We start from the raw sequence: 20,291 nt of genomic DNA, 5'->3' as shown, positions 1-20,291 counted from the left end.
CGTTCATTCTGGATCACAAGGAAGATGACTGTGGAGCGTATGGCAGCAATATACGACGATTTTGTGATCGTAGAACATCCCGTTACCATCGAACAAGCCCTGAAACAAATCAGCGGAGCGCGTCTCCTGGTCGTGCGCCGCCGCGGGGAAATCGTAGGCGTGTGCGACGCGCACGGACTGCTACGGCAGCTGGAGAAGGGAACCGCGGAGCTGACCTATAGCGAGCCCTTTGCCGTGGTGGACGAAGAGGCGCTGTTTCAGCAGCGGCCCGATCAGGCGTCCTACTGGCTTGTCCAAAACGACCGGGGAGAGATTGCGGGCTGGCTTGATGCGGTGACAATGGAAAACATCCTGATGAAACGAAAGCTGTCTCAGGATGTGACGGAATTGACGAAAGACCTGGAAGCGATTGTGGATTCCATCTACGATGAAATCCTGGTCGTGGACGCGACGGGAACGATCCTGCGCGTGTCCAATCGCAGCGCGAACAATTTATGGGGGTAAACCTGTCCACGGTGGTGGGCAAGAACATCCTCGACCTGGAGGAAAAAGGCTGGTTCAAGCCGTCCGTCACGCGCAAGGTGTTGGAGGAGAAGCGCAAAATTTCCATCGTGCAGCAAAATCGCTTCGGACGCAAAATTCTGGCGGTCGGCAATCCGATTTTCAACAAGAAACGGCAGTTGGAGAGAATTGTCATCGCGTCGCGGGACATTACCGAAGTGAGCGAGTTGAAAAGCGAACTGCAGCGCGCCAAGAGCCTGACGCAAAAATACAAGGAAGAAATTGATGAACTGCGAAATCACCAGGTTGTCGCCGTAAACGAGGTGATTTACCGGTCGGAGGCGATGGCTCAGGTGATGGAGCAGGTGAAGCGGATCGCGCTGGTGGAATCGACCGTGATCCTGTACGGTGAATCGGGTGTCGGGAAAGAGCTGATCGCCAACGCCATTCACAACAGCAGCGCCAGACGGGAGAAGCCGTTTGTCAAAATCAACTGCGGGGCCATTCCGGAAAATCTCCTGGAGAGCGAATTGTTCGGGTATGAAAAGGGAGCCTTTTCCGGTGCCAGCCTGCAGGGGAAAAAGGGATTGTTTGAGCTGGCGCACGAAGGCACCCTGTTTTTGGATGAGATCGCCGAAATGCCGATCAACTTGCAGGTGAAACTGCTTCGCGCTCTGCAGGAGAGAGAAATCCTGAAGGTGGGCGGCACCCGTCCGATTCCTGTCGATGTGAGGATTATCGCCGCCACCAACAAAAACCTGGAGGAGATGGTGCAGCGCGGGCAGTTCCGGGAAGACCTGTACTACCGCCTGCACGTGATTCCCCTGTACATCCCGGCACTGCGGGAGCGGATCGAGGATGTGGAACCGCTCGTCTATGCGTTTCTGGAGAAATTCAACAAAAAGTTTTCAACCCGCAAGTTTTTTTCCGAGGACGCCATCGAGATGTTGAACGCGTACCACTGGCCGGGTAACGTAAGGCAACTGCAAAACGTGATTGAGCGGGCGATGGTGATCTCTCCCGGAAACCTGATTACCGCAAATGAACTGACGAGCATTTTGAGCCGTCGTGGGGAGAAGGACCAGTCTCCCGTCCAGGTCAACCGCATTATTCCGCTGAAGGAAGCGGTGGAGCTGACGGAATCGCAGCTCATCCAGTTGGCCCTGGCCAAGTACAAGACGATTACGAAGGTGGCCGAAGTGTTGGAAGTGAGCCAGCCCACGCTCAGCAGGCGATTTCAGAAAATCAGCCGGAACAGAAAGCAGGAGACAAAACCTTAGCCCGGTATCACCGGCTAAGGTTTTTTGTCTTGCAAGCAGAATCGAGAACACCGGCAGCATTGAATAACGGTCATTCATTTTTGAATAACTGTCAGGAATACACAGTTTCATCGGCCCTACTCTCTGCGTGTTTTCAGGGTTGGCACGTTCCTTGCAAAGGTAAAATCGTGACCGAAACGAACTTCCGAGGAGGGTTTACGATGAAGACCACCACTCGTACCTTTGTCAAGCTGAACACGGCCATCCCTGGTCCGAAAGCGCAGGAAATCCTGGAAAAACGGGACAAGCACGTGACGCGCGGCCTATCCCATACGGTGTTTTCGTTCGCTGATCGGGCGGAAGGTGCGCTGATCACGGATGTTGACGGCAATACCTTCATTGATTTTGCGGGGGCGATCGGGACGTTGAACGCCGGCCACTGTCCCCCGACCGTTGTGGCTGCGCTCAAGGAGCAGTTGGACCGGTTCATTCACACGGGCTTTAATGTGTTTATGTACGAATCGTATGTCCAGTTGGCCGAGAAGCTGAACCAGATCACCCCGGGTACGCATGAAAAGAAAACGATGTTTTTGAACAGCGGGGCGGAAGCGGTGGAAAACGCCGTGAAGATCGCCCGGAAGTACACCGGCCGCAAAGCGATCATCTCTTTTGAACGGGGTTTCCACGGCCGCACGCTGCTGGGCATGTCGCTCACCAGCAAGGTAAAACCGTACAAGTACGGCTTCGGTCCGTTTGCCCCCGACACCTACAAGATAAGCTATCCGTACTACTACCGCGCCGACGGGTTGACTCCCGACGAACTGGACCGACAACTTCTGCAGCGGCTGGAGACCTTCTTTTTGACCGAAGTGCCTGCCGAAGACGTGGCTGCGATTATCATGGAGCCGGTGCAGGGGGAAGGGGGATTCGTGGTTCCCTCCAAAACCTTCGTCCAAGGGGTAAAACGCATCTGCGAAGCGCACGGGATTCTGTTCATCGCCGACGAGGTGCAAACCGGCTTCGGCCGTACCGGAAAGATGTTTGCCATGGAGCATTTTGACGTCGTGCCGGATCTGATGACGATGTCGAAGTCGATCGCTGCCGGGATTCCGATCAGCGCCGTGACCGGCCGGGCGGAAATCATGGACGCCCCCAACCCCGGCGAGGTGGGAGGCACCTACGCCGGCAGCCCGCTTGGTTGCGTGGCGGCCTTGAAAGTGATTGAGATGTTTGAACAAGAAAACATTCCGGAATGGGCAAACGCGATCGGGGAACGCATCATGTCGCGCTTCCGCAGCCTGCAGCAGAAGTATCCGGTGATCGGCGACGTGCGCGGTCTGGGAGCGATGTGTGCGGTGGAACTGGTCAAGGATCCGGTCACCAAGGAGCCGGACAAGGACCTGACTGGCCGGATCGTGCAGGAGTGCATTCAGCGCGGGCTGGTACTGTTAAGCGCAGGTCTGTACGGCAATGTTCTGCGTTTTCTCTCGCCGCTGGTGATTACGGATGAGCAGTTGGATGAAGGTCTTGACATCATTGAAGAAGTCCTGGGGGAACTCGTCACGCCGTAAGTTCGCATCATAAGGGAGTGGAGCACAAATGATCAAGCAAAAATTGTTTATCAACGGAGCATGGGTGGAAGCCGCGGCTTACACCCCCCTTTTTCCCCGTATACCGGAGAGAAGATCGCAGAAATTCCGATGGCGACCGCAGCTGAAGTGGATCGGGCGATTGAGGCGGCGTACCAGGCCCGAGACACCATGGCGAAAATGCCGGCGCACCAGCGTGCCGCCATTTTGGAGAAGCTGGTGACCCTGCTGGAGAAGCGCAAGGAAGAAGCGGCGGTCATCATCGCGCGGGAAGCGGCCAAACCGATTACGACAGCCAGAGCAGAGATACAGCGCACCATCACGACGTACAAGTTTGCCGCAGAGGAAGCCAAGCGCATCCACGGGGAGACAATTCCCCTGGACGCGGCCCCGGGCGGCGAAGGGCGCGTGGCGTATACCACGCGGGAGCCGTTGGGCGTAATCGGAGCGATCACCCCCTTCAACTTTCCGATGAATCTGGTCGCCCACAAGGTGGGGCCCGCTATTGCAGCAGGCAATACCGTGGTGTTGAAACCGGCGCCGCAGACGCCGCTGTCGGCGTTTTTCCTGGCCGAGCTGCTGCAGGAAGCAGGACTGCCGGACGGCGCGCTGAACATCGTTACGGGCAGCGGCGAAGTGGGCCAACAGATCGTCGCCGACGAGCGCGTCAGCATGATCAGCTTCACCGGCAGTGCCGCAGTCGGCAAGGCCATTCGCAACCAGGCCGGGTTAAAACGCGTGGTGCTTGAACTGGGCTCCAACGCGGCCGTGATCGTCGACAAGGGCGTCACCATAGACAAGATCATCAATCGATGCGTGACCAGCGCGTTTTCCTACCAGGGGCAGGTGTGCATCTCGCTGCAGCGCATCTATGTCCACGAGGAGGCGTATGAGGAGTTTGTGGAAAAATTCATCGCGGCGGTCCAGACGTTGAAGGTGGGCGATCCGCTTCTGCCCGAGACGGACATCTCCGCCTTGATCGCCCCGCGCGAAGTACAGCGGGTCCTCGGCTGGATTGACGAAGCGGTGCAGCACGGCGCCAGGGTGGCGACTGGCGGTACGGCAGAGGGCAACTGCCTGCTGCCTACGGTGCTTCTGGATGCGGCGCCGACGTTGAAAGTGTCATGCGAGGAAGTGTTTGCCCCCGTGGTGTTGATCAACAAGGTCGCATCCGTCGAGGAAGCCATCGAGCTGGTCAATCATTCAAAGTACGGGCTGCAGGCGGGCATCTACACGGAGAATCTGCACACGGCGTTTGAGGCTGCCGAAAAGCTCCAGGTGGGCGGTGTCCTCATCAACGATACGCCTACCTTCCGCGTCGACCACATGCCGTACGGCGGTGTCAAGGAAAGCGGGTTGGGCCGTGAAGGGGTCAGGTACGCGGTGGAAGAGATGACGGAAAGCAAACTGGTGATTTTCAATCGCCTGTAGCAATCGACAAGCCAATTTCATAGCAGAGGTTGAGCCGATGCCTGCATGCAGGTATCGGCTGTTTTGTTCTGTGGGGGAAGAGCTGTCTTTCTTCTGCGACGGTCTGGCGAAAAAATCCGTTAACGCTCCGGGCGCTAACGGATTTTTTGGGGGATTACGAGGCGTTCTGGTTTTGGTGTTCCACTTCGGTTTCGCCAGCTTCATGAGCAAGCGCGGCGGACTTTCGCTTGAACAGGAAGTAGGAGGCGACGACGAGAGCGGTGATCAGCATCGTCAGGTAGAGCTGGGATCGCATGGATTCCATGAAGAGCATCGACACCAGAATGAGCACCATGGCGGCGATGGTCAGGTAGGTGAGATAGGGAAACGCCCACATTTTCAGCGTGAGGGCCTGCGGATTTTCCCGCTCCAGTTTTCTTCTAAGCCGCACGTGCGACACGGCGATGACCAGGTACACCAGAATGGCGATGGCACCGGACGCGTTGACCAGAAAGAGGAAGATCTTGTCCGGAGACACAAAGTGAAAAATCGCGCAGAGATAGGAGAAAAAGGTGCTCGCCAGGACGGCGCGAACGGGAACCCCGTTTTTGTTTACCTGCAGGAGCGAGCGCGGTGCGTTTCCTTTGCGCGCCAGGGAATACAGCATCCGCGAGTTGGTGTACAGCGCGGAATTCAAGCAGGACAGAACGGAGACGAGCACGACCACGTTCATGATTTGCGCGGCTGCCGGGATGCCGAGCATGTCCAGCATCGTGACGTACGGGCTCTTCAGCAGGTCGGCGGCGTTCCAGGGCAGAAGCATCACCAGAATGGCGACAGAGCCGATGTAGAAGAGCAGAATGCGCCAGATCACGCTTTTGATGGCGATGACGACGGATTTTTCCGGGTTGGGTGTTTCGCCTGCCGCGATGGCGGCGATTTCCGCTCCGAAAAAGGAGAAGACGCAGACGACGATCCCGACGAATACGGACGAAGCGCCATTGGGCAAAAATCCGCCCTGTCCCAGGAGGTTGGTCAATCCCGGCGAGGGGATGGCAGGGATCAGATTGAACAGAATGGCAGCCCCGATGCACATGAACAGGCTGATCGCCACCACTTTGATCATGGCGAACCAGTATTCAAATTCGCCGAACGACTTCACGGACAGCACGTTGGTAATGGTCAACAACACGGTCAGAATGAGACTCAACAACCAGACCGGTACGGACGGAATCCAGCCGTGAACGATGGCGCCGCCTGCCGTCGCCTCAATGGCAATCACAATGGCCCAGTAAAACCAGTACAGCCAGCCGATCGTATAGCTTGCCCAGGGCCCCAGCGCCTGATGGGCATAGGTGGAGAAGGAGCCGCTGTCCGGATTGACGACAGCCATTTCTCCCAGCATGCGCATGACCATTACCACGAGCAGCCCGGCCAAGGCATACGAGAGAATGGCGCCTGGACCTGTGGAATTGATCACGGAACCGCTGCCGACAAACAATCCCGCACCGATTACTCCGCCAATCGAGATCATCGTCAAATGACGCGGTTTCAACTTCTTTTGCAAGGTGTTGCTTTGCTGTTGGGACATGTGGTTCCCCCCTTGTTGGTATGTGTCAAACACCTCGTAACCTGATTCAATCATGCTGCATCGACATATCCTCCTTTATTTGTGCCGCGCTTATATTCAAGTATGCAAACATTATACCAATTTGTATTTTTGGAAAAATAGAATCTGATTGCAAAGATTCATTCATTTTTGAATGATTATCTTTCATTTTTGAATGACAGTGTTGAGATGGAGGGAAAAATTTGTTTACAGAAAAAGTAAAAATATGTTATAAGTGCAAGTGGTAACAAAATCCAGATTTTAATAGTGAAGGTATTGCAATCTGTAATCTTGAGTTGCTAGATTAGCAGCCTCAACAAGTCTGAATACTGAAAGTAAAGCGATGGATTGGGAGATTATCATTCCTTCTCGTGAGTGGGTTAAAGTAATGGTAGGGCGTAACATATACAGTTACGCCCTTTCCTGCCATGTTTTTGGCAAAAATTAAGGAGGATAACATGCGCTTAACCATTGTAGAAATGGACGAATTTTATATCGCAGGGATTGAGATTGGATTGGGGGTTGTCACCGCCGGGATATAATTGACCCAGGTTCGCCGGAATGAAAATGACCCACCCTTAGCGAATATATCCCCTTCGGATTTAACCGGCAAGTTAATTTCGGAGGGAGACACATGCTAAGGAGTGGGATAGTGATATCGTTACATACCATGAGGGCAGAAGGCAAGAGTATTCGTGAAATTGCCCGTCTAACTGGACATTCTCGAAATACAGTTCGCCGATATCTCCGGGGTGAATCCTCCCCCGAAAAGGGAACCCGTAAATCTCGTGGTTCCAAGCTTGATCCGTATAAACCGTTCCTGCAGGAACGTCTTCAAGAAGGTATCTATAACTGCGAGGTTTTATTCGATCTTCTACAAGAAAAGGGATACACCGGTGGACGCACCATCTTGAAAGACTATGTGAAGAACTTCCGTCCTCCCAAACACATTCCCGCTGTTCTTCGTTACGAGACGAAACCTGGTGAATATGCACAGGTCGACTGGGGACTGTGTGATTACGTAGATTTGGACGGCAACGTCCGGAAAGTGCCGGTATTTGTCATGGTATTGGGGTACTCTCGTGCTACGTATATCGAGTTTACAAAACGTTGTGACATCTACAGCTTTCTTCGTTGCTTGATTCATGCTTTTGAATATTTTGGAGGCATCCCAAAGGTAATGCTGACTGATCAGATGAAAACCGTCGTACTTGGTATGGGAGACGATCGAAAACCTCGCTGGCATCCGCTTTTTGCCGACTTTGCTGCAGCGATTGGGCTTGTTCCAAAAGTATGCAAAGTTCGACGCCCCGAAACAAAGGGAAAAGTGGAACGAGGCGTTCAATACGTAAAAAACAACTTTCTTCCTGGCAAACGCTTCGTTGATTTACAGGATCTCAATCAACAAGCCCTACACTGGTGCGAGCGGATTAACCGCCGTATTCATGGAACAACCGGCGAACGTCCCATCGACCGACTCCGTGAGGAAAATCTGTCGCCTATCCCTTCAGCTGAACGATGGGAAAAATACTTGCATGAACCAAGACAGGTCAGCCGAGACGGATTTGTTAGCTACGATGGTGTGCGATATGGAGTTCCATGGAGGTACAGTGGACGTGAGGTAACCGTTCGAGAAGTGAATGGGTGGGTGGAAATCTGGGCCGACGGCACATGTATTGCTCGACACCAAAAGGCCTATCGATCCCGCGCAACTGTTTTTTGTGAAAACCAGTATGCAGGTCTTTCGACCGCTCAAGGATATGCCTATCCGCGTCCGCAAGCCCGACAGATTTCATCGCAGCAAGTGGAAGTGCGTTCGCTGGATGTCTATGAGCAGCTAACAGGGGTGGGAGCATGATCGAACTGGAACAGGCACGGCTACGTCTCGAGGAACTTGGACTTCAGCAAGCGGCTCTACTCTTGGATGCTCACTTGGAAGCGGCAAGTCATGGACAGCCCACCTATCTGTCCTTTCTCAACACGCTCCTTGATGCCGAGATAGCGGAACGTCAAAAACGGAATATGGAGGTACGCACCAAACTTGCACACTTGCCTTACCGAAAAACGCTGGAGGATTTTGATTTTGCTTTCCAACCCAGCATTGACGAACGGTTGATTCGAGAGCTGGCCACGATGACTTTTGTAACCCGACACGAGAATGTCTTGTTCTTAGGGCCTCCCGGAGTAGGAAAAAGTCATCTGGCGGTGGCGTTGGCTGTAGAAGCCATCTCGCAAGGGATATCCGTTTACTTTGTCAGTCTCTCGCAACTCATCGAAGATCTGCGAAAAGCTTACACGGAAAACAGGCTGGATAAACGCATCCGTATCTATATTCGACCAAAGCTCCTCGTTATTGACGAGATTGGCTACTTACCGTTTGACAGTTTGGCAGCTAACCTCTTTTTCCAGGTAGTAAGTGCAAGATACGAGAAAGGGAGTATTCTGTTGACCAGCAACAAGAGTTTCGGTGAATGGGGGGAACTGATGGGCGATCCGATCCTTGCTACAGCTATTCTGGATCGACTCTTACACCATTCCCACATCGTCAACATTAGGGGGAATAGTTACCGCCTTCGTGAGAAGATGAGGACTGGAGCCTACGGCTCCCCCTCTACCACCTAACCAACAAAAAATCGCCGGGTGGGTCAATTCTAAACCGGCGATGGTGGGTCAAAATAAAGTCGGCGTTGACAGGGGTTGACTGGGATGAATATTTTGAAGCCCCCGACCCTGTCCTGTCAGAGATTGACCATGTGATTAATCCTCATGTCTTTTATTACTTTTCCATCGGAGAAAAAGAGATTATCGGCAAGCAAGTCAGTTCGATAGAGAATCTGCCGGAGAGGTGTGTAGCTGTAAAAGTACCCGCGGGTCTTTATGCCAAAGTGCCTGATTATCAAGCGGTCTATGTACGCGATATGTTTTCGATGACGAATTACATACTCGGTAATGAGGACGATTGCAGCGAGTATCGAAAGTTTGTATTGGGAGCAGGCGGCAAGTATCATTCGTACACTTATAATTTAGTCGAATACTCGCCAGATGTTGTGAATGTGCGGCAGATCCCCATCTTGCCCGAAGCGAGGGCCAAACAGCTTCGCAAACAGTACATCGAAACATATTTCGATGTGGACAGCACCCAATTTCGCAGGTTTCTCTACAATAGATATGTATCGTTGCACCATGGATACCTTTGGGAGTTTCTGAGTGAAGAGGCTCTTGACAACATGCAGGGGATGAGCCGGGAAGAAGCGACCAATTATTTGAAAAGCAAACAAGAGGTGCTGTTTTTCTGGGATACATCAAGCCCGTTAGGGAAAAAGTTCACATCCGGCAAAGTGTTTACGATGGATGCCGAAAAATTGATGAAATCGTACACGCGCTTCACTTTTGATATGTACCTGTTTGACTCTACGCTGGACTGGACGATTGTTTTTGCGCACGAAGAAATTAGCGATGAACCTAGCGATTGCTATCTGATCTATCGGAGTGATATTGAGAAAAAGAGCTGAATGAAAGGGGCTGTCCCGTGAAAAATGGCAGGGAAATGAGGAGAAGCATGTTAACAATTGATCCCCCCTCTGCAAAAAAGTAAGAATACGACCCCGCCATACTGCACAGGAATTGGCCTTTCGACTCATATGGTTTTGGATTGCAGTTCATGTATGATGAAGTTATGGCGTGTTTTGGAAAAAAGCAGGTCAAAAGAAACAGAAAACGGATGAGGGGTCGCCACATGCAGGGGAAAAACAAACGTCTATACCTTGGAATCGCACTGCTGGTTGTCATTGTGTTGGGCTTTTGGAGCTATCGGTTGCTGGGGCCTATTGCACTGGCCGAAGGATACATGTACGAAGACAACAGCCGGATGGTGTACGCGAAGGCAACAGCGGAAAATGACCAGGTCAGCGTTGAAGTAACCTTGACCAAGCTGCTCGTCGAGGATACGATTCCGCGCTTGCAGACTGAGACAAGCGTCTGGACGGGCACGATGGAAAACAATACGCTTACGCTTCAAGAAAAGACGACGAGCCAAAAGCTCCAGGCCAAGCTGAGAAGAGACGGACTGCTGTTCCAGGGGCCGCTTGCGCAAGGCGAGCCGGCAGAAATCTTGCTCGCGGCCAGCAACAAGCAGGTGTACGACGACAAGCTGGCGGTGTGGACGAAGAACGTCGAGCAGGAAGCTGCACAGAAGAAAAAAGAAGTGGAGGAGCAGCGGGCCAAGGAAGCAGCGCGCGTCGAGTTCGCCAAAAAGGTCGAGCGGACGGAGAGGCTTACGGCCGATATGCTGGAGAGCGCCCAATATTTGCAGGAGATCCAGTTCGCAGAGGAGCTGCAGTTTTCCAAAGATCAGGTCGTCGAGCTGCAAGGACTTTTGGACGAGCTGACTGCATATGCGAAACAGCCTGGTCTGAGCAAAACGGACTACGACGTGATGGCCGGGACGCTTAACAACATGAAGGTGCTGGTCGACGGGATCAATGCCATGGACGGCACGATCGAGCAAAAGAAAAAGCGCATGCAAGACATAATTGCCGTGCTGGAGACGGATATGAAAGACGCGCAGGCGGTGTGGGAGGAAATCAAGGCGAGCGTGACAGATATAGAGAAGCGGGAGAAAGCGTTGACGGAAGCGGTCAAGGCAGGCTCCGACGCGATCGCGCAGGCAAATGAGCGGATCAATGCACTGGGAAATGAGCAGGCTGGCGTCAAAGCCTCCGCAGACAAGCTCTACCGGCAGGCGGCAGCCGTGCTCGAACAGACGAGGGCCAAGTACGGCTTCTAGTACAGATAGTCGAATGGAAAAAAGCTCAGCTTTCCGACGGCTCGATGCAGCGGAAGGCTGGGCTTTTTTGCAAACTAGAGTCAACCAGACGGTGATCCGGTAAAAAGCAAACTGTGATTTTGTTATTTTCAGATCGGTTTTGTTGTATTATCCTTAAACGTATACATTCGCCTTTGTAGCTTGATCGGGAGGTTTTTTATGAGAGTCTATGAAAGTATTACAGAGCTGATCGGAAATACGCCTCTCGTTCGCCTGAACCGGATCGTCCCGGAAGGAGCGGCAGAGGTTTGGGTGAAGCTGGAAAAATTTAATCCGTCCGGAAGCGTCAAGGACCGCGCGGCGTACAATATGATCGCGGCCGCGGAGGCGGAAGGACTGATTCGGCCGGGGGACACGATCATCGAGCCGACCAGCGGCAACACGGGGATCGGCCTGGCGATGAACGCTGCGGCCAAAGGATACCGGGCGATACTGGTCATGCCGGACAACATGTCCAAGGAGCGGATCAACCTGTTGAAGGCGTATGGCGCCGAGGTGGTGCTGACGCCGAGCGAGCAGCGCATGCCGGGGGCGATCGCCAAGGCGCTGGAGCTGCAAAAGGAGATTCCGGGCAGCTTCATCCCGCAGCAGTTTGAAAACAAGGCGAACCCCGATATCCACCGGGTCACGACTGCCCGCGAAATTTTAGAGCAGACGAACGGACAGCTCGATGCCTTTGTCGCAACCGCGGGCACAGGCGGAACGATCACGGGGACGGGCGAAGCCTTGCGCGAGCAGCTGCCGGAGCTGTACATCGCTGTCGTCGAGCCAAAAGGCTCCCCCGTCCTGTCCGGCGGCAAGCCTGGACCGCACAAGCTGGTGGGGACCAGTCCGGGCTTCATCCCGCGCATTTTGAATACGGACATCTACAATGAGATCATCCAGATTGCAGACGAGGACGCGCTGGACTGCATGCGCAAGCTCGCCGCGCTGGAGGGGATTTTGGTAGGCCCGTCGTCGGGAGCATCGGTGTACGCCGCCATCACGATTGCCAAACGGCTTGGAGCAGGCAAGAGGGTCGTCTGCATCGCGCCGGATACGGGCGAACGGTATCTGAGCATGAACTTTTTTGAATAAGGGGCATGTTAATGAGGCCGTCCTGTAGGGGACGGCTCATTAACATGTTAGAGAGTTTCGACGGAATCTTGCAAAAGTTGCACGATCTGATGGGGAAAAGAATCGTGCTTTACCCCAAGAAAACGGTTACTTATAATGAGACTCAACCAACGCTGACAAGATTCGACGGGAAGGGGGAGGTAAGGTGCAGTTGACCTCGCGTTCCCGCGCGCTCCTGAAAGTGCTGCTGGACAGCACACGGCCGATGAAAATCCGGGAAGCGGCGCGCGATTTTCGCGTCAGCGAGCGGACGATCAAGTACGATCTGGAAGCGATCCGCACGTGGTTGAAGGAGCGCCACGTCACCCTGCACTCCCAGCCGAACAAGGGCATCTGGATCAGCGAAAACGAGGAAAAGCGGGCCCGCCTGCGCCGGCACCTGGAGGGATGGGGTCGGAGCGATTGGGTCCTGCATCAGAAGGAACGGGCCAAGCACCTGGCGCTCATGCTGCTGCTCGCCGACGGGTACGTGCGGCTGAACGATCTGGCGGACCGGATGGCGGTCAGCCGCAATACGGTGATATCCGACCTCAGAGAAGCGGAGAGCTTTCTCGCAGGGTGGGGGCTGGAGTTGATCAGCAGGCCGCGCTATGGAGTCAGAATATTCGGAGAAGAGCGGTCGGTGCGCTTTGCCCTGGAGTGTCTCCTGCACGATCTCCTGGAAGGCGACGAGATGTTCCGGCTGGTGCAGCGGGTACAGGGAGGCGCGGCGGACATCGCTGCTGCTGCCGATGAAGCAGGCCCCCTCGTGGAACAGCGGCTGCTCGGCGAAGAGGAGATTCGCCTGATCGATCAGGCGGTGCGGGAGCTGATGGCGCAGTTGTCGTTTGCCGTGACGGACCGGACGCTGATCAGCCTGCACATCCGGCTGTGCATACTCGTGCACAGGGTACAAAAGGGGAAAGTCCTGACTGCCGATGAAACAACCATTCAAACCGCGCAAGGATGGAGCGGCTACCCCTTGTTCGCGCAGACGGCCAACCGGCTGTTTGCTGCCTTGCGACTGATGGTCACACCCGACGAGCTGGCGTACGGCTGCCTCCCCCTGCTGGGGGTGGATTACCCCTTGACGGCTGTGCGCGGCAGCAGCCCGGCTCCCGACATCTACGACGTCACCATCCGGCTGACGGAAGCGGTCAGCCAGGCGATGCAGGTGCCGTTTGACGACGATCCCGAGCTGCACGAGCACCTGTTTGCCCACCTGACTGACAGGATCATGCGCTACCTGCAGGGGGTGCTGTACCCCAATCCCCTAACCAGCGAAATCTGCCGCTCGTATCCGCGGATGTTCGCCGCGGTCAAGCGGGCATGCCAGGACGTGCTCTGGCCGAGCGGCATCTGTCTGCTCGACGCGGACATCGCTTATATCGTGCTGCACTTTCAGGCCGCCTGGGACCGCTGGATGGAGCAGAAAAAGGTGAATGTGCTGGTCGTGTGCGGTACTGGACGGGGCACGGCCCGGTTCCTGAAAACCCAGTTGGAGGCGGAACTGAAAGGGCTGCGCGTCGTCGGCCTGTGCGGCAGTCTGGAGGTGGAGAAATACCTGGCCAGCCGCAAAGTGGACCTGATCGTCAGCGTTTTGCCGGTCAAGGCGGACGTGCCGGTTGTCGTCGTCAACGCTCTGCCCACCCGGCACGATCTCGAAAAAATTCACGACTGTCTGCAAACGATCTCCGCACAACCGTCGGCCGATTCGGCTGCGTCCGGAAGTGGCGGAGGGCCGCGGCGAAGCGATCTCTGCGCCGACCTTCACGAGCGTGACCTGCCGGTGGTGGAGCGGCTGTCGCAGGACGTGATCTACAAGGGATTCGAGCTGAGCCAAGCGATTACCGCGGCGTTTCGCGAACACTTGACCGAACAGGCGGCAAGCGGTCTGATGCTCCACATCATGCTAATGGTCAACCGCTTGACGTTTGGCTCCTCCTACGTGGAGTGGCAGACGGAAGCGGAGCCGGAGGGAGAAGACTATGCCGCATGGCGCAAAACGCTGAAAACGCTCGTGGAAAACGCCGGGCTTGCGGTGCCGGAGAGCGAGATAACGGCAATCATGCGATATTTTTCAGGGAAAGGGGTGACAGAGAGTGACAATTGATTTGCTCATCCAGGGAGGGCGGGTGATCGATCCCTCCCAGTCGATCAACGGACGGTATGACATTGCCATCAGCGGCGGGAGGATCGCGGCGCTGGCGGAGCCGGGACGGCTGCCGGCGCAATTGGGCGGCGCCAGGAAGACGCTGGATGCCTCGGGGACCATCGTGACGCCAGGACTGATCGACCTGCATGCCCATGTATTTCCGGGGCGGACGCCGCTCGGCATCGAGGCCGACCGCGTAGGGATCGAACAGAGCGTTACCACGCTGGTGGACGCGGGCAGCGCCGGAGCCCGCACGTTCGCAACCTTCCTGGACGAAGCTGTCAAACCGGCCGGGACCCGCGTGCTTGCGTTTCTCAACATTGCCGGCGAAGGATTGTGCGGCGGGCTGTCCGAGCTGGCGGACATGGACCGGCTCACGCCGCGGGAAGCGGTGGCGCTCATCCGGGAGCAGCCGCTGATCCGCGGTATCAAGGCGAGAATGAGTGCGTCGGTCGTCAGGGAAAACGGCATCAAGCCTCTGCTCGTCGCTAAGGAAGCGGCCCGGGAAGCGGGCTGTCCGCTTATGGTGCACATCGGAAACGCACCGCCGGCACTGTCGGAGATTTTGCGCGTGCTGGATGCCGGCGACGTGGTGACCCACGCGTTTCACGGAAAAGCGGGCGGCATCCTGGACGAACGGGGCCGGCTGATTCCGGAAGCGGAAAAGGCACTGGCGCGCGGCGTGCTGTTTGACGTGGGGCACGGCACGTCCAGTTTCAGCTTCCGCACCATGCGGCAGGCGCGGGCGCTCGGCCTGGCGCCGCATACGATCAGCACCGACATTTACCGGCAGAACGCGGCGGGACCGGTACACAGCCTGACGACCACGATGACGAAGTTTGTGGCGCTCGGCTATTCGCTGGAGGAGGTGATTGCCGCTTGTACGGCAGCGCCTGCCGCCGTTTTGCGAATGACGGATGAAATCGGGACGCTGCGGCCGGGTGCAGTGGCCGATCTGAGTGTGCTGGAGCTGACAAACGTCCCCGTCGTCCTGACAGACTCGGAACGAGAGCAGCTCACGGCGGAGGAGTCGGTTACAGCAAGGCTGACGATTAAAGCAGGAAAGGTACTGACATGCAGATGATCAAGGCAATAGTGCAGGAAGTGGCGGAACAGTTGGAAGCTAACTTATCTGAAATTTCTGAATTAAACAACCTGATGGCAGCAGCTCTTGACGAGACGACCCGTCTGGGATTAACAGTCTCCCGTGACAGATGGCTGGCGATGGGCGTGCACATGCTGGGATTTTTGCGGCGGATGCGAAGCGGAGAGACGCTTCCGCCCGTGGAGAAGGAGCTGTATGCGGAGATCCCGCCCGAGATGCTGCATCTCGCCGGACGCGTGCTCGCCGCCGCCGGATCAGCACGGGAAGCCGGGGATGCGGAAGTGTTTTTAATGGCCGTCCATTTTGAAGCGGCACGGGCGCTGCAGCAGGAACAACCGTAGCAATGGAGGAGGGTATGCGAATGGCAAAGGTAAAAGTGGTGATTGGCGACCGGTTGGGCAAGGGCCACAATGTGGCAAAAGGCGTGGAAGCGGCGGGGGGCTTGGCGATCCTGATACCCGGCGTCGGCGCGGACATGAAAGTGGGGGACGTGATGTACCGGGAAAACGCTGATTTCGGCCTGTCGTTTTGCGGCAGCGGAGGCGCAGGGGCGCTGACCGCGAAGACGAAGTACGGCTACCCGGTCGAATACGGTCTCAGGTCTGTGGAAGCGGGCATTACCGCGCTTCAAAACGGCAGCAAGGTGATCGGATTCGGGTTTATGGACACGGAAGAGCTGGGCAGACGGTTGACCGAAGCATTCATCAAACTGGCGGGGAGGTAGCCTATGTACACGGAAGTGACTCGCACGCTGAGACTGACGGGGAGCGCGGAGACCAAAGAAGGGGCGTTCAACAGGATTTTCGCCCAGATCAAGCACGCGATCGCGCGGGAGACGTCCGATCTGGTGGTGCGGATTGAACCGCTCGCGGTCGAGGTGGTGTCCGCGACGGAGACGTCGTACCGGGAGCGGCTGTTTGGCCTCTTTTTTCCGCGCACCCGCACGCGATACGAGATTACCGCAGACGTAAGCGTCCGGCTGGGACTTGTTCGGCTGCAGGAGATTCCGTTCCGGCAGCAAAGCGAGCAGCCGACCGGCGTGAAGCAGCTGCTCGGCCAGCGATAGAAAGAAACAGGGGGAACGTTCATGGTGACATGGATGATTGCGTTGAAATCGATGGTAATCGGCGCACTGGTCGGCTTCGGCGTGGGAGCGGGGGCGGCCCGGATGTTTCACGCACCGAACGTGCAGGGAATGGGGGCGTTTCGCACTTTTGGCGAACTGAACGCCTGCGCCGGTGACCCGATCTCCCACTTTTCGTTCGGATTGGGCTTCTTCTTCAATTCCTGGGCGTCCGTGGTCGGGGCCGGCGCGCTGACCCAGGATGTGGACCACCGGATTTTGCCCAACTGGACGGCAGCCCTTCTGCTGTGGAAAAACAAAAACGTGGAGGAGACTTTGCACGACCCGAAAAAAATGGCGATCGTCGGGGCAGTCGTCGGTGCAGTCGTCGTGACGCTGCTCAATTCGACAGCGACGGCCATTCCCCAGTCGATGCAGCTGGTGGCGACGAAAGTCCTGGTTCCGGCCGCCAACTGGCTGATCAATCCAATCATGCCGATCGTCTTCTGGATGGCTGCGATGGATGCGGGAAAACGAACCGGCGTCTGGGGCACCGTTCTCGGCGGGTTTTCCCACCTGGTCATGGGCAACGCCGTACCGGGCATTGTGCTCGGCATCCTGATCGGCAAAGGCTTGGACGACAGCGGATGGAACCGGATTACCAAAACCCTGGTGACGGCCGTGGTGCTGCTGTTTATCCTGAGCGGGTTCTTCCGCGCATTTGACGTGGCGCTGTTAAAGAGCATCCAGGTGGACGTTCCGCAGTGGCTGATTGATCTGCATGAGATGTTTGGATCGGTGGTGAACAAGTGATGAATGAAGGTCAGGCAAAAGGTTTCTGGTATTCCGAGTGGGCGTTTCCGCTCTTCGTCGCGTGCCTGTCTTCCGGGATTTTTGCCGGGACTCATCTGTATTATGTGTATCACATTGGAGCTTTCAACGACATCGCCATCGTCGCCATGCTGGAAGCGGGGATAAAAGGCGGCGGGTATGGAGCGGCAGCTGCGTTTGGCGCCAGCTTCCTGTTTGCCCGCGTCCTGGAAGGGCCGCTGGTCGGCATCCTGGACATCGGCGGTTCGCTGCAGACGGGCATTGGCATCGGCGTTCCGGCGCTGATGCTCAGCGCGGGCATGACGGCCCCGCTGCTTTCGTTCCCGCTGGCACTGGTAACGGGAGCGCTGCTGGGACTGATCATCGGCGCGGTGATCGTCCTGATCCGCACGTTTACGATCAACGTGGCCAAGTCCACGTTTGGCGCTGACGTGATGATGGGAGCGGGCAACGCAGCCGGACGCTATCTCGGTCCGCTGATCGTCATTTCTGCGATCATGGCGTCCATACCGGTTGGCATCGGTGCCACCATCGGGGCAGCCGTTTTCTACTACTTCAAAAAACCGATTGCCGGCGGGGCGATCATCGGCGCGATGATTTTGGGAGCGATGTTCCCCATCCCGCCGCAGTGACGCCTTTGGCCCAACACACCGGGAAGGAGGATGCTGCAACCAAATGGGCATCTACCAATCATACGGTCTTAGACAGGTAATCAACGCCAGCGGCAAAATGACGGCGCTCGGAGCCAGCGCCGTCCATCCCGCTGTCGCCCAGGCGATGGGCGAGGCAGCCATGGACTACGCGGAGATCGCCGAGCTGTTGAAAGCGGCCGGCAAAAAAATCGCCGATGTGACGGGAGCAGAAGACGGGTGTCCGACATCCGGTGCGGCTGCGGGCATCGCCATTGCCGTCGCCGCCGTCATCGCCGGCCGCAATTTGCGTCTGATCGAACAGCTGCCGGACTCGGAGGGGCTGCGCAACGAGATCGTGATTCAAAAAGGGCATGCCGTCCACTTCGGGGCATCGGTACGGCAGATGATTGCCCTCGGCGGCGGGAAGGTGGTGGAAGCGGGTCACGCCAACCACGTGGAGGAAGCGCACCTGCGCGAAGCGATCGGCGAACGCACGGGGGCGCTGCTGTACGTCAAGTCCCACCACGCCGTGCAGAAAGGGATGCAGCCGCTGGAGACGATGATCGCCCTTGGCAGGGAGTACGGACTTCCCGTTATCGTGGACGCCGCCGCGGAGGAAGACCTCCGGCTGTACATCGCCAAGGGAGCGGATGCGGTCATTTACAGCGGCGGAAAGGCAATCGGTGGGCCCACCTCCGGGTTTGTCTGCGGCAAAGCCGAACTGATGGAAGCCTGCCGCGCCCAGTACAAAGGCATCGGCCGGGCGATGAAGGTAGGTAAGGAGGCGATCGTTGGCCTGCTGGCAGCTCTTGAGCGGTACGAATTGGCCAGCAAGGACGCCGGAGAGCAGCTTCAGCTGGTCGAACGGCTCGTCGCGGCAATCAACGAACTGCCGGGACTCCATGCCGCCGTGGTGCAGGACGAAGCGGGGCGCGCCATCTACCGTGCGCAGGTAAAAGTGGACGAGCGGACGGCAGGGATGACAGCCCATGAGCTGATTCGCCTCCTGGAAGCGGGCGACCCGGCCATTTTCACCCGCAATCACTACGCCAACACGGGCGTGATTGCCTTTGACCCGAGACCGCTGCGCCCCGGACAGGAAGCGATCATTGCAGCCCGCCTCCGGGAGATTTGGAGCAACAGAAAGTGAGGGAGCACCCATGTCAACGAACAAGCCAACCATCCGACTCAATGTTCTTGCCAAACACGTGGAAAACGCCAGGGGGATTTTGGAAGCGACCGAGGGCCGGGTGCTTATCGGCGTGATGGTAAAAGCGTACCCTGACGTTGATGCCGCCGCTGCCGCCGTAGAGTCGTTCCAGCGCGCCGGCGTGCCCGTTTCCGTGGGTTTGGGGGCCGGCGACCCGACCCAGTGGAACAAGGTGGCTGAGGTGGCCGCACGGACAAAACCGGCCCATGTCAACCAGGTGTTTCCCGCCGCCGGCTACACACTGGGCTGCCTGCAGCAGGCAGGGAGCAGCGATACAATTGTTAACGCGCTGATCGCCCCCAGCGGCACACCGGGGCGGGTCATCATATCGACCGGCCCCGTAAGTGGGACCTGGCAGGAGACCGTCTCCTGCGAGGCGGCTGCGGCGATGCTGGCGGAGATCGGCGTGCATTCAGTCAAATTTTACCCGGTGAACGGATGCCAACGCCTCGACGAACTGCGGGCGATGGCTCGCGCGGCAGTGCGCTGCGGTCTGTCCGTATTCGAACCGACTGGAGGCATCGACGCATCCTCCATCCGGCGTGTGGTGGAAACCTGCCTGGAGGAGGGGGTCCAACACGTGATTCCGCACATCTATACCTCCATCGTCGACAAGGCGACCGGGCTGACCAGGACGGACCAGGTGAAAGAACTGATCGCCGCCCTGCCGCAGGTGTAACACTTGCAAAGAGAGATTGGGAGTGGAATGTTTCATGTTGGAAAAACAAGTGATTGTCACCCTTCCCCAAGGGCTGCATGCCCGACCGGCGTCCGCATTTGTGCAAACGGCTTCCGTTTTTGCCAGTGACATCGGTCTGCGCAAAGGCGGGAAGACGGCAAACGGAAAAAGCATCATCAGCATCATGTCGCTGACCGTTGCCCAGGGTGAGCAGGTGTCCCTGACCGCTGACGGGCCTGACGAGCAGCGGGCGCTGGAGGCGTTGGAAAAGCTGCTGACGATGGCGGTCGAGCAGCAGCCAGGCGCTCATTCGTAAACGAGATCAGGT

19 protein-coding genes and 1 pseudogene are annotated in these 20,291 nt (G+C 56.7%); 19 read left to right on the top strand and 1 reads right to left on the bottom strand.

Annotated elements, in window-relative coordinates; all coding sequences use genetic code 11:
• Positions 1–30: 30 nt before the first annotated feature.
• The 4 genes and pseudogenes from Q7F15_RS14375 (at position 31) to Q7F15_RS14360 (ending at position 4,780) form a co-directional block, all read left to right on the top strand.
• Positions 31–504, top strand: a complete 474-nt coding sequence (locus Q7F15_RS14375) for a hypothetical protein (RefSeq protein WP_304414517.1) — start codon at positions 31–33, stop codon at positions 502–504.
• On the top strand, positions 495–1,781 hold the full coding sequence (locus Q7F15_RS14370; RefSeq protein ID WP_304414516.1) for a sigma-54 interaction domain-containing protein: 1,287 nt from the start codon (positions 495–497) through the stop codon (positions 1,779–1,781). The genes Q7F15_RS14375 and Q7F15_RS14370 overlap by 10 nt, the downstream gene beginning before the upstream one ends.
• A 200-nt stretch (positions 1,782–1,981) precedes the next feature.
• Complete coding sequence (gene gabT / locus Q7F15_RS14365; RefSeq protein ID WP_304414515.1) at positions 1,982–3,331, top strand: 4-aminobutyrate--2-oxoglutarate transaminase; 1,350 nt, start codon at positions 1,982–1,984, stop codon at positions 3,329–3,331.
• A 28-nt stretch (positions 3,332–3,359) separates the two neighbouring features.
• Positions 3,360–4,780, top strand: a pseudogene (locus Q7F15_RS14360) (aldehyde dehydrogenase family protein).
• 154 nt (positions 4,781–4,934) lie between these two features.
• Here Q7F15_RS14360 and Q7F15_RS14355 read toward each other — a convergent pair.
• The gene (locus Q7F15_RS14355; protein WP_171566415.1) at positions 4,935–6,350 is read right to left on the bottom strand and encodes an amino acid permease; all 1,416 of its coding nucleotides are present in this window, start codon (positions 6,348–6,350) and stop codon (positions 4,935–4,937) included.
• A gap of 652 nt (positions 6,351–7,002) precedes the next feature.
• Here Q7F15_RS14355 and istA point away from each other — a divergent pair.
• The 15 genes from istA (at position 7,003) to Q7F15_RS14280 (ending at position 20,279) form a co-directional block, all read left to right on the top strand.
• On the top strand, positions 7,003–8,226 hold the full coding sequence (gene istA, locus Q7F15_RS14350; RefSeq protein ID WP_304414514.1) for an IS21 family transposase: 1,224 nt from the start codon (positions 7,003–7,005) through the stop codon (positions 8,224–8,226).
• The gene (gene istB, locus Q7F15_RS14345) at positions 8,223–8,990 is read left to right on the top strand and encodes an IS21-like element helper ATPase IstB (RefSeq protein WP_304414513.1); all 768 of its coding nucleotides are present in this window, start codon (positions 8,223–8,225) and stop codon (positions 8,988–8,990) included. Before istA ends, istB begins: the two co-directional genes overlap by 4 nt.
• 65 nt (positions 8,991–9,055) lie before the next feature.
• Complete coding sequence (locus tag Q7F15_RS14340; protein WP_304414512.1) at positions 9,056–9,880, top strand: DUF4275 family protein; 825 nt, start codon at positions 9,056–9,058, stop codon at positions 9,878–9,880.
• A 224-nt stretch (positions 9,881–10,104) separates the two neighbouring features.
• Complete coding sequence (locus Q7F15_RS14335) at positions 10,105–11,154, top strand: hypothetical protein (protein WP_171566413.1); 1,050 nt, start codon at positions 10,105–10,107, stop codon at positions 11,152–11,154.
• 198 nt (positions 11,155–11,352) lie between these two features.
• Positions 11,353–12,270 carry a cysteine synthase A gene (gene cysK / locus Q7F15_RS14330; RefSeq protein ID WP_171566412.1) on the top strand — a complete coding sequence of 306 codons (918 nt, stop codon included), beginning with the start codon at positions 11,353–11,355 and terminating at the stop codon, positions 12,268–12,270.
• Positions 12,271–12,454: 184 nt separating this feature from the next.
• Complete coding sequence (locus Q7F15_RS14325) at positions 12,455–14,401, top strand: BglG family transcription antiterminator (protein ID WP_230076666.1); 1,947 nt, start codon at positions 12,455–12,457, stop codon at positions 14,399–14,401.
• Complete coding sequence (locus Q7F15_RS14320; RefSeq protein ID WP_212133071.1) at positions 14,391–15,527, top strand: amidohydrolase/deacetylase family metallohydrolase; 1,137 nt, start codon at positions 14,391–14,393, stop codon at positions 15,525–15,527. Before Q7F15_RS14325 ends, Q7F15_RS14320 begins: the two co-directional genes overlap by 11 nt.
• Positions 15,518–15,889: a hypothetical protein gene (locus Q7F15_RS14315; protein WP_171566409.1), complete on the top strand. Its 372-nt coding sequence runs from the start codon at positions 15,518–15,520 to the stop codon at positions 15,887–15,889. The genes Q7F15_RS14320 and Q7F15_RS14315 overlap by 10 nt, the downstream gene beginning before the upstream one ends.
• 20 nt (positions 15,890–15,909) lie before the next feature.
• Entirely contained in the window at positions 15,910–16,272 is a 363-nt protein-coding gene (locus Q7F15_RS14310; protein WP_230076668.1) for a glycine-rich SFCGS family protein, read from the top strand.
• A gap of 3 nt (positions 16,273–16,275) precedes the next feature.
• On the top strand, positions 16,276–16,614 hold the full coding sequence (locus tag Q7F15_RS14305) for a DUF4312 family protein (RefSeq protein WP_171566407.1): 339 nt from the start codon (positions 16,276–16,278) through the stop codon (positions 16,612–16,614).
• Positions 16,615–16,635: 21 nt separating this feature from the next.
• Positions 16,636–17,424, top strand: coding sequence for a DUF4311 domain-containing protein (locus Q7F15_RS14300; protein ID WP_212133070.1), 789 nt, complete (start codon positions 16,636–16,638; stop codon positions 17,422–17,424).
• On the top strand, positions 17,424–18,074 hold the full coding sequence (locus Q7F15_RS14295; RefSeq protein ID WP_304415539.1) for a DUF4310 family protein: 651 nt from the start codon (positions 17,424–17,426) through the stop codon (positions 18,072–18,074). Before Q7F15_RS14300 ends, Q7F15_RS14295 begins: the two co-directional genes overlap by 1 nt.
• A gap of 43 nt (positions 18,075–18,117) precedes the next feature.
• Positions 18,118–19,224, top strand: coding sequence for a DgaE family pyridoxal phosphate-dependent ammonia lyase (locus Q7F15_RS14290; protein ID WP_171566404.1), 1,107 nt, complete (start codon positions 18,118–18,120; stop codon positions 19,222–19,224).
• Positions 19,225–19,234: 10 nt separating this feature from the next.
• The gene (locus tag Q7F15_RS14285) at positions 19,235–19,963 is read left to right on the top strand and encodes a KDGP aldolase (protein WP_304414511.1); all 729 of its coding nucleotides are present in this window, start codon (positions 19,235–19,237) and stop codon (positions 19,961–19,963) included.
• Positions 19,964–19,997: 34 nt separating this feature from the next.
• Positions 19,998–20,279 carry an HPr family phosphocarrier protein gene (locus Q7F15_RS14280; protein WP_304414510.1) on the top strand — a complete coding sequence of 94 codons (282 nt, stop codon included), beginning with the start codon at positions 19,998–20,000 and terminating at the stop codon, positions 20,277–20,279.
• The last annotated feature ends 12 nt before the right edge of the window (positions 20,280–20,291 follow it).

This window comes from Brevibacillus aydinogluensis, from assembly GCF_961514395.1.
Taxonomy (GTDB): Bacteria; Bacillota; Bacilli; order Brevibacillales; family Brevibacillaceae; genus Brevibacillus; species Brevibacillus aydinogluensis.
The sequence above is the reverse complement of the archived record's forward strand: the minus strand, read 5'-3'. Positions and strand labels throughout refer to the sequence as shown.

Bases quoted from the DNA above. Each gene is read 5' to 3' on its own strand.
- Q7F15_RS14370 (WP_304414516.1), top strand. From the start codon at position 495: ATGGGGGTAAACCTGTCCACGGTGGTGGGCAAGAACATCCTCGACCTG.
- gabT (WP_304414515.1), top strand. From the start codon at position 1,982: ATGAAGACCACCACTCGTACCTTTGTCAAGCTGAACACGGCCATCCCT.
- Q7F15_RS14355 (WP_171566415.1), bottom strand. From the start codon at position 6,350: ATGTCCCAACAGCAAAGCAACACCTTGCAAAAGAAGTTGAAACCGCGT.
- istA (WP_304414514.1), top strand. From the start codon at position 7,003: ATGCTAAGGAGTGGGATAGTGATATCGTTACATACCATGAGGGCAGAA.
- istB (WP_304414513.1), top strand. From the start codon at position 8,223: ATGATCGAACTGGAACAGGCACGGCTACGTCTCGAGGAACTTGGACTT.
- Q7F15_RS14335 (WP_171566413.1), top strand. From the start codon at position 10,105: ATGCAGGGGAAAAACAAACGTCTATACCTTGGAATCGCACTGCTGGTT.
- cysK (WP_171566412.1), top strand. From the start codon at position 11,353: ATGAGAGTCTATGAAAGTATTACAGAGCTGATCGGAAATACGCCTCTC.
- Q7F15_RS14315 (WP_171566409.1), top strand. From the start codon at position 15,518: ATGCAGATGATCAAGGCAATAGTGCAGGAAGTGGCGGAACAGTTGGAA.
- Q7F15_RS14310 (WP_230076668.1), top strand. From the start codon at position 15,910: ATGGCAAAGGTAAAAGTGGTGATTGGCGACCGGTTGGGCAAGGGCCAC.
- Q7F15_RS14305 (WP_171566407.1), top strand. From the start codon at position 16,276: ATGTACACGGAAGTGACTCGCACGCTGAGACTGACGGGGAGCGCGGAG.
- Q7F15_RS14300 (WP_212133070.1), top strand. From the start codon at position 16,636: ATGGTGACATGGATGATTGCGTTGAAATCGATGGTAATCGGCGCACTG.
- Q7F15_RS14295 (WP_304415539.1), top strand. From the start codon at position 17,424: ATGAATGAAGGTCAGGCAAAAGGTTTCTGGTATTCCGAGTGGGCGTTT.
- Q7F15_RS14290 (WP_171566404.1), top strand. From the start codon at position 18,118: ATGGGCATCTACCAATCATACGGTCTTAGACAGGTAATCAACGCCAGC.
- Q7F15_RS14285 (WP_304414511.1), top strand. From the start codon at position 19,235: ATGTCAACGAACAAGCCAACCATCCGACTCAATGTTCTTGCCAAACAC.
- Q7F15_RS14280 (WP_304414510.1), top strand. From the start codon at position 19,998: ATGTTGGAAAAACAAGTGATTGTCACCCTTCCCCAAGGGCTGCATGCC.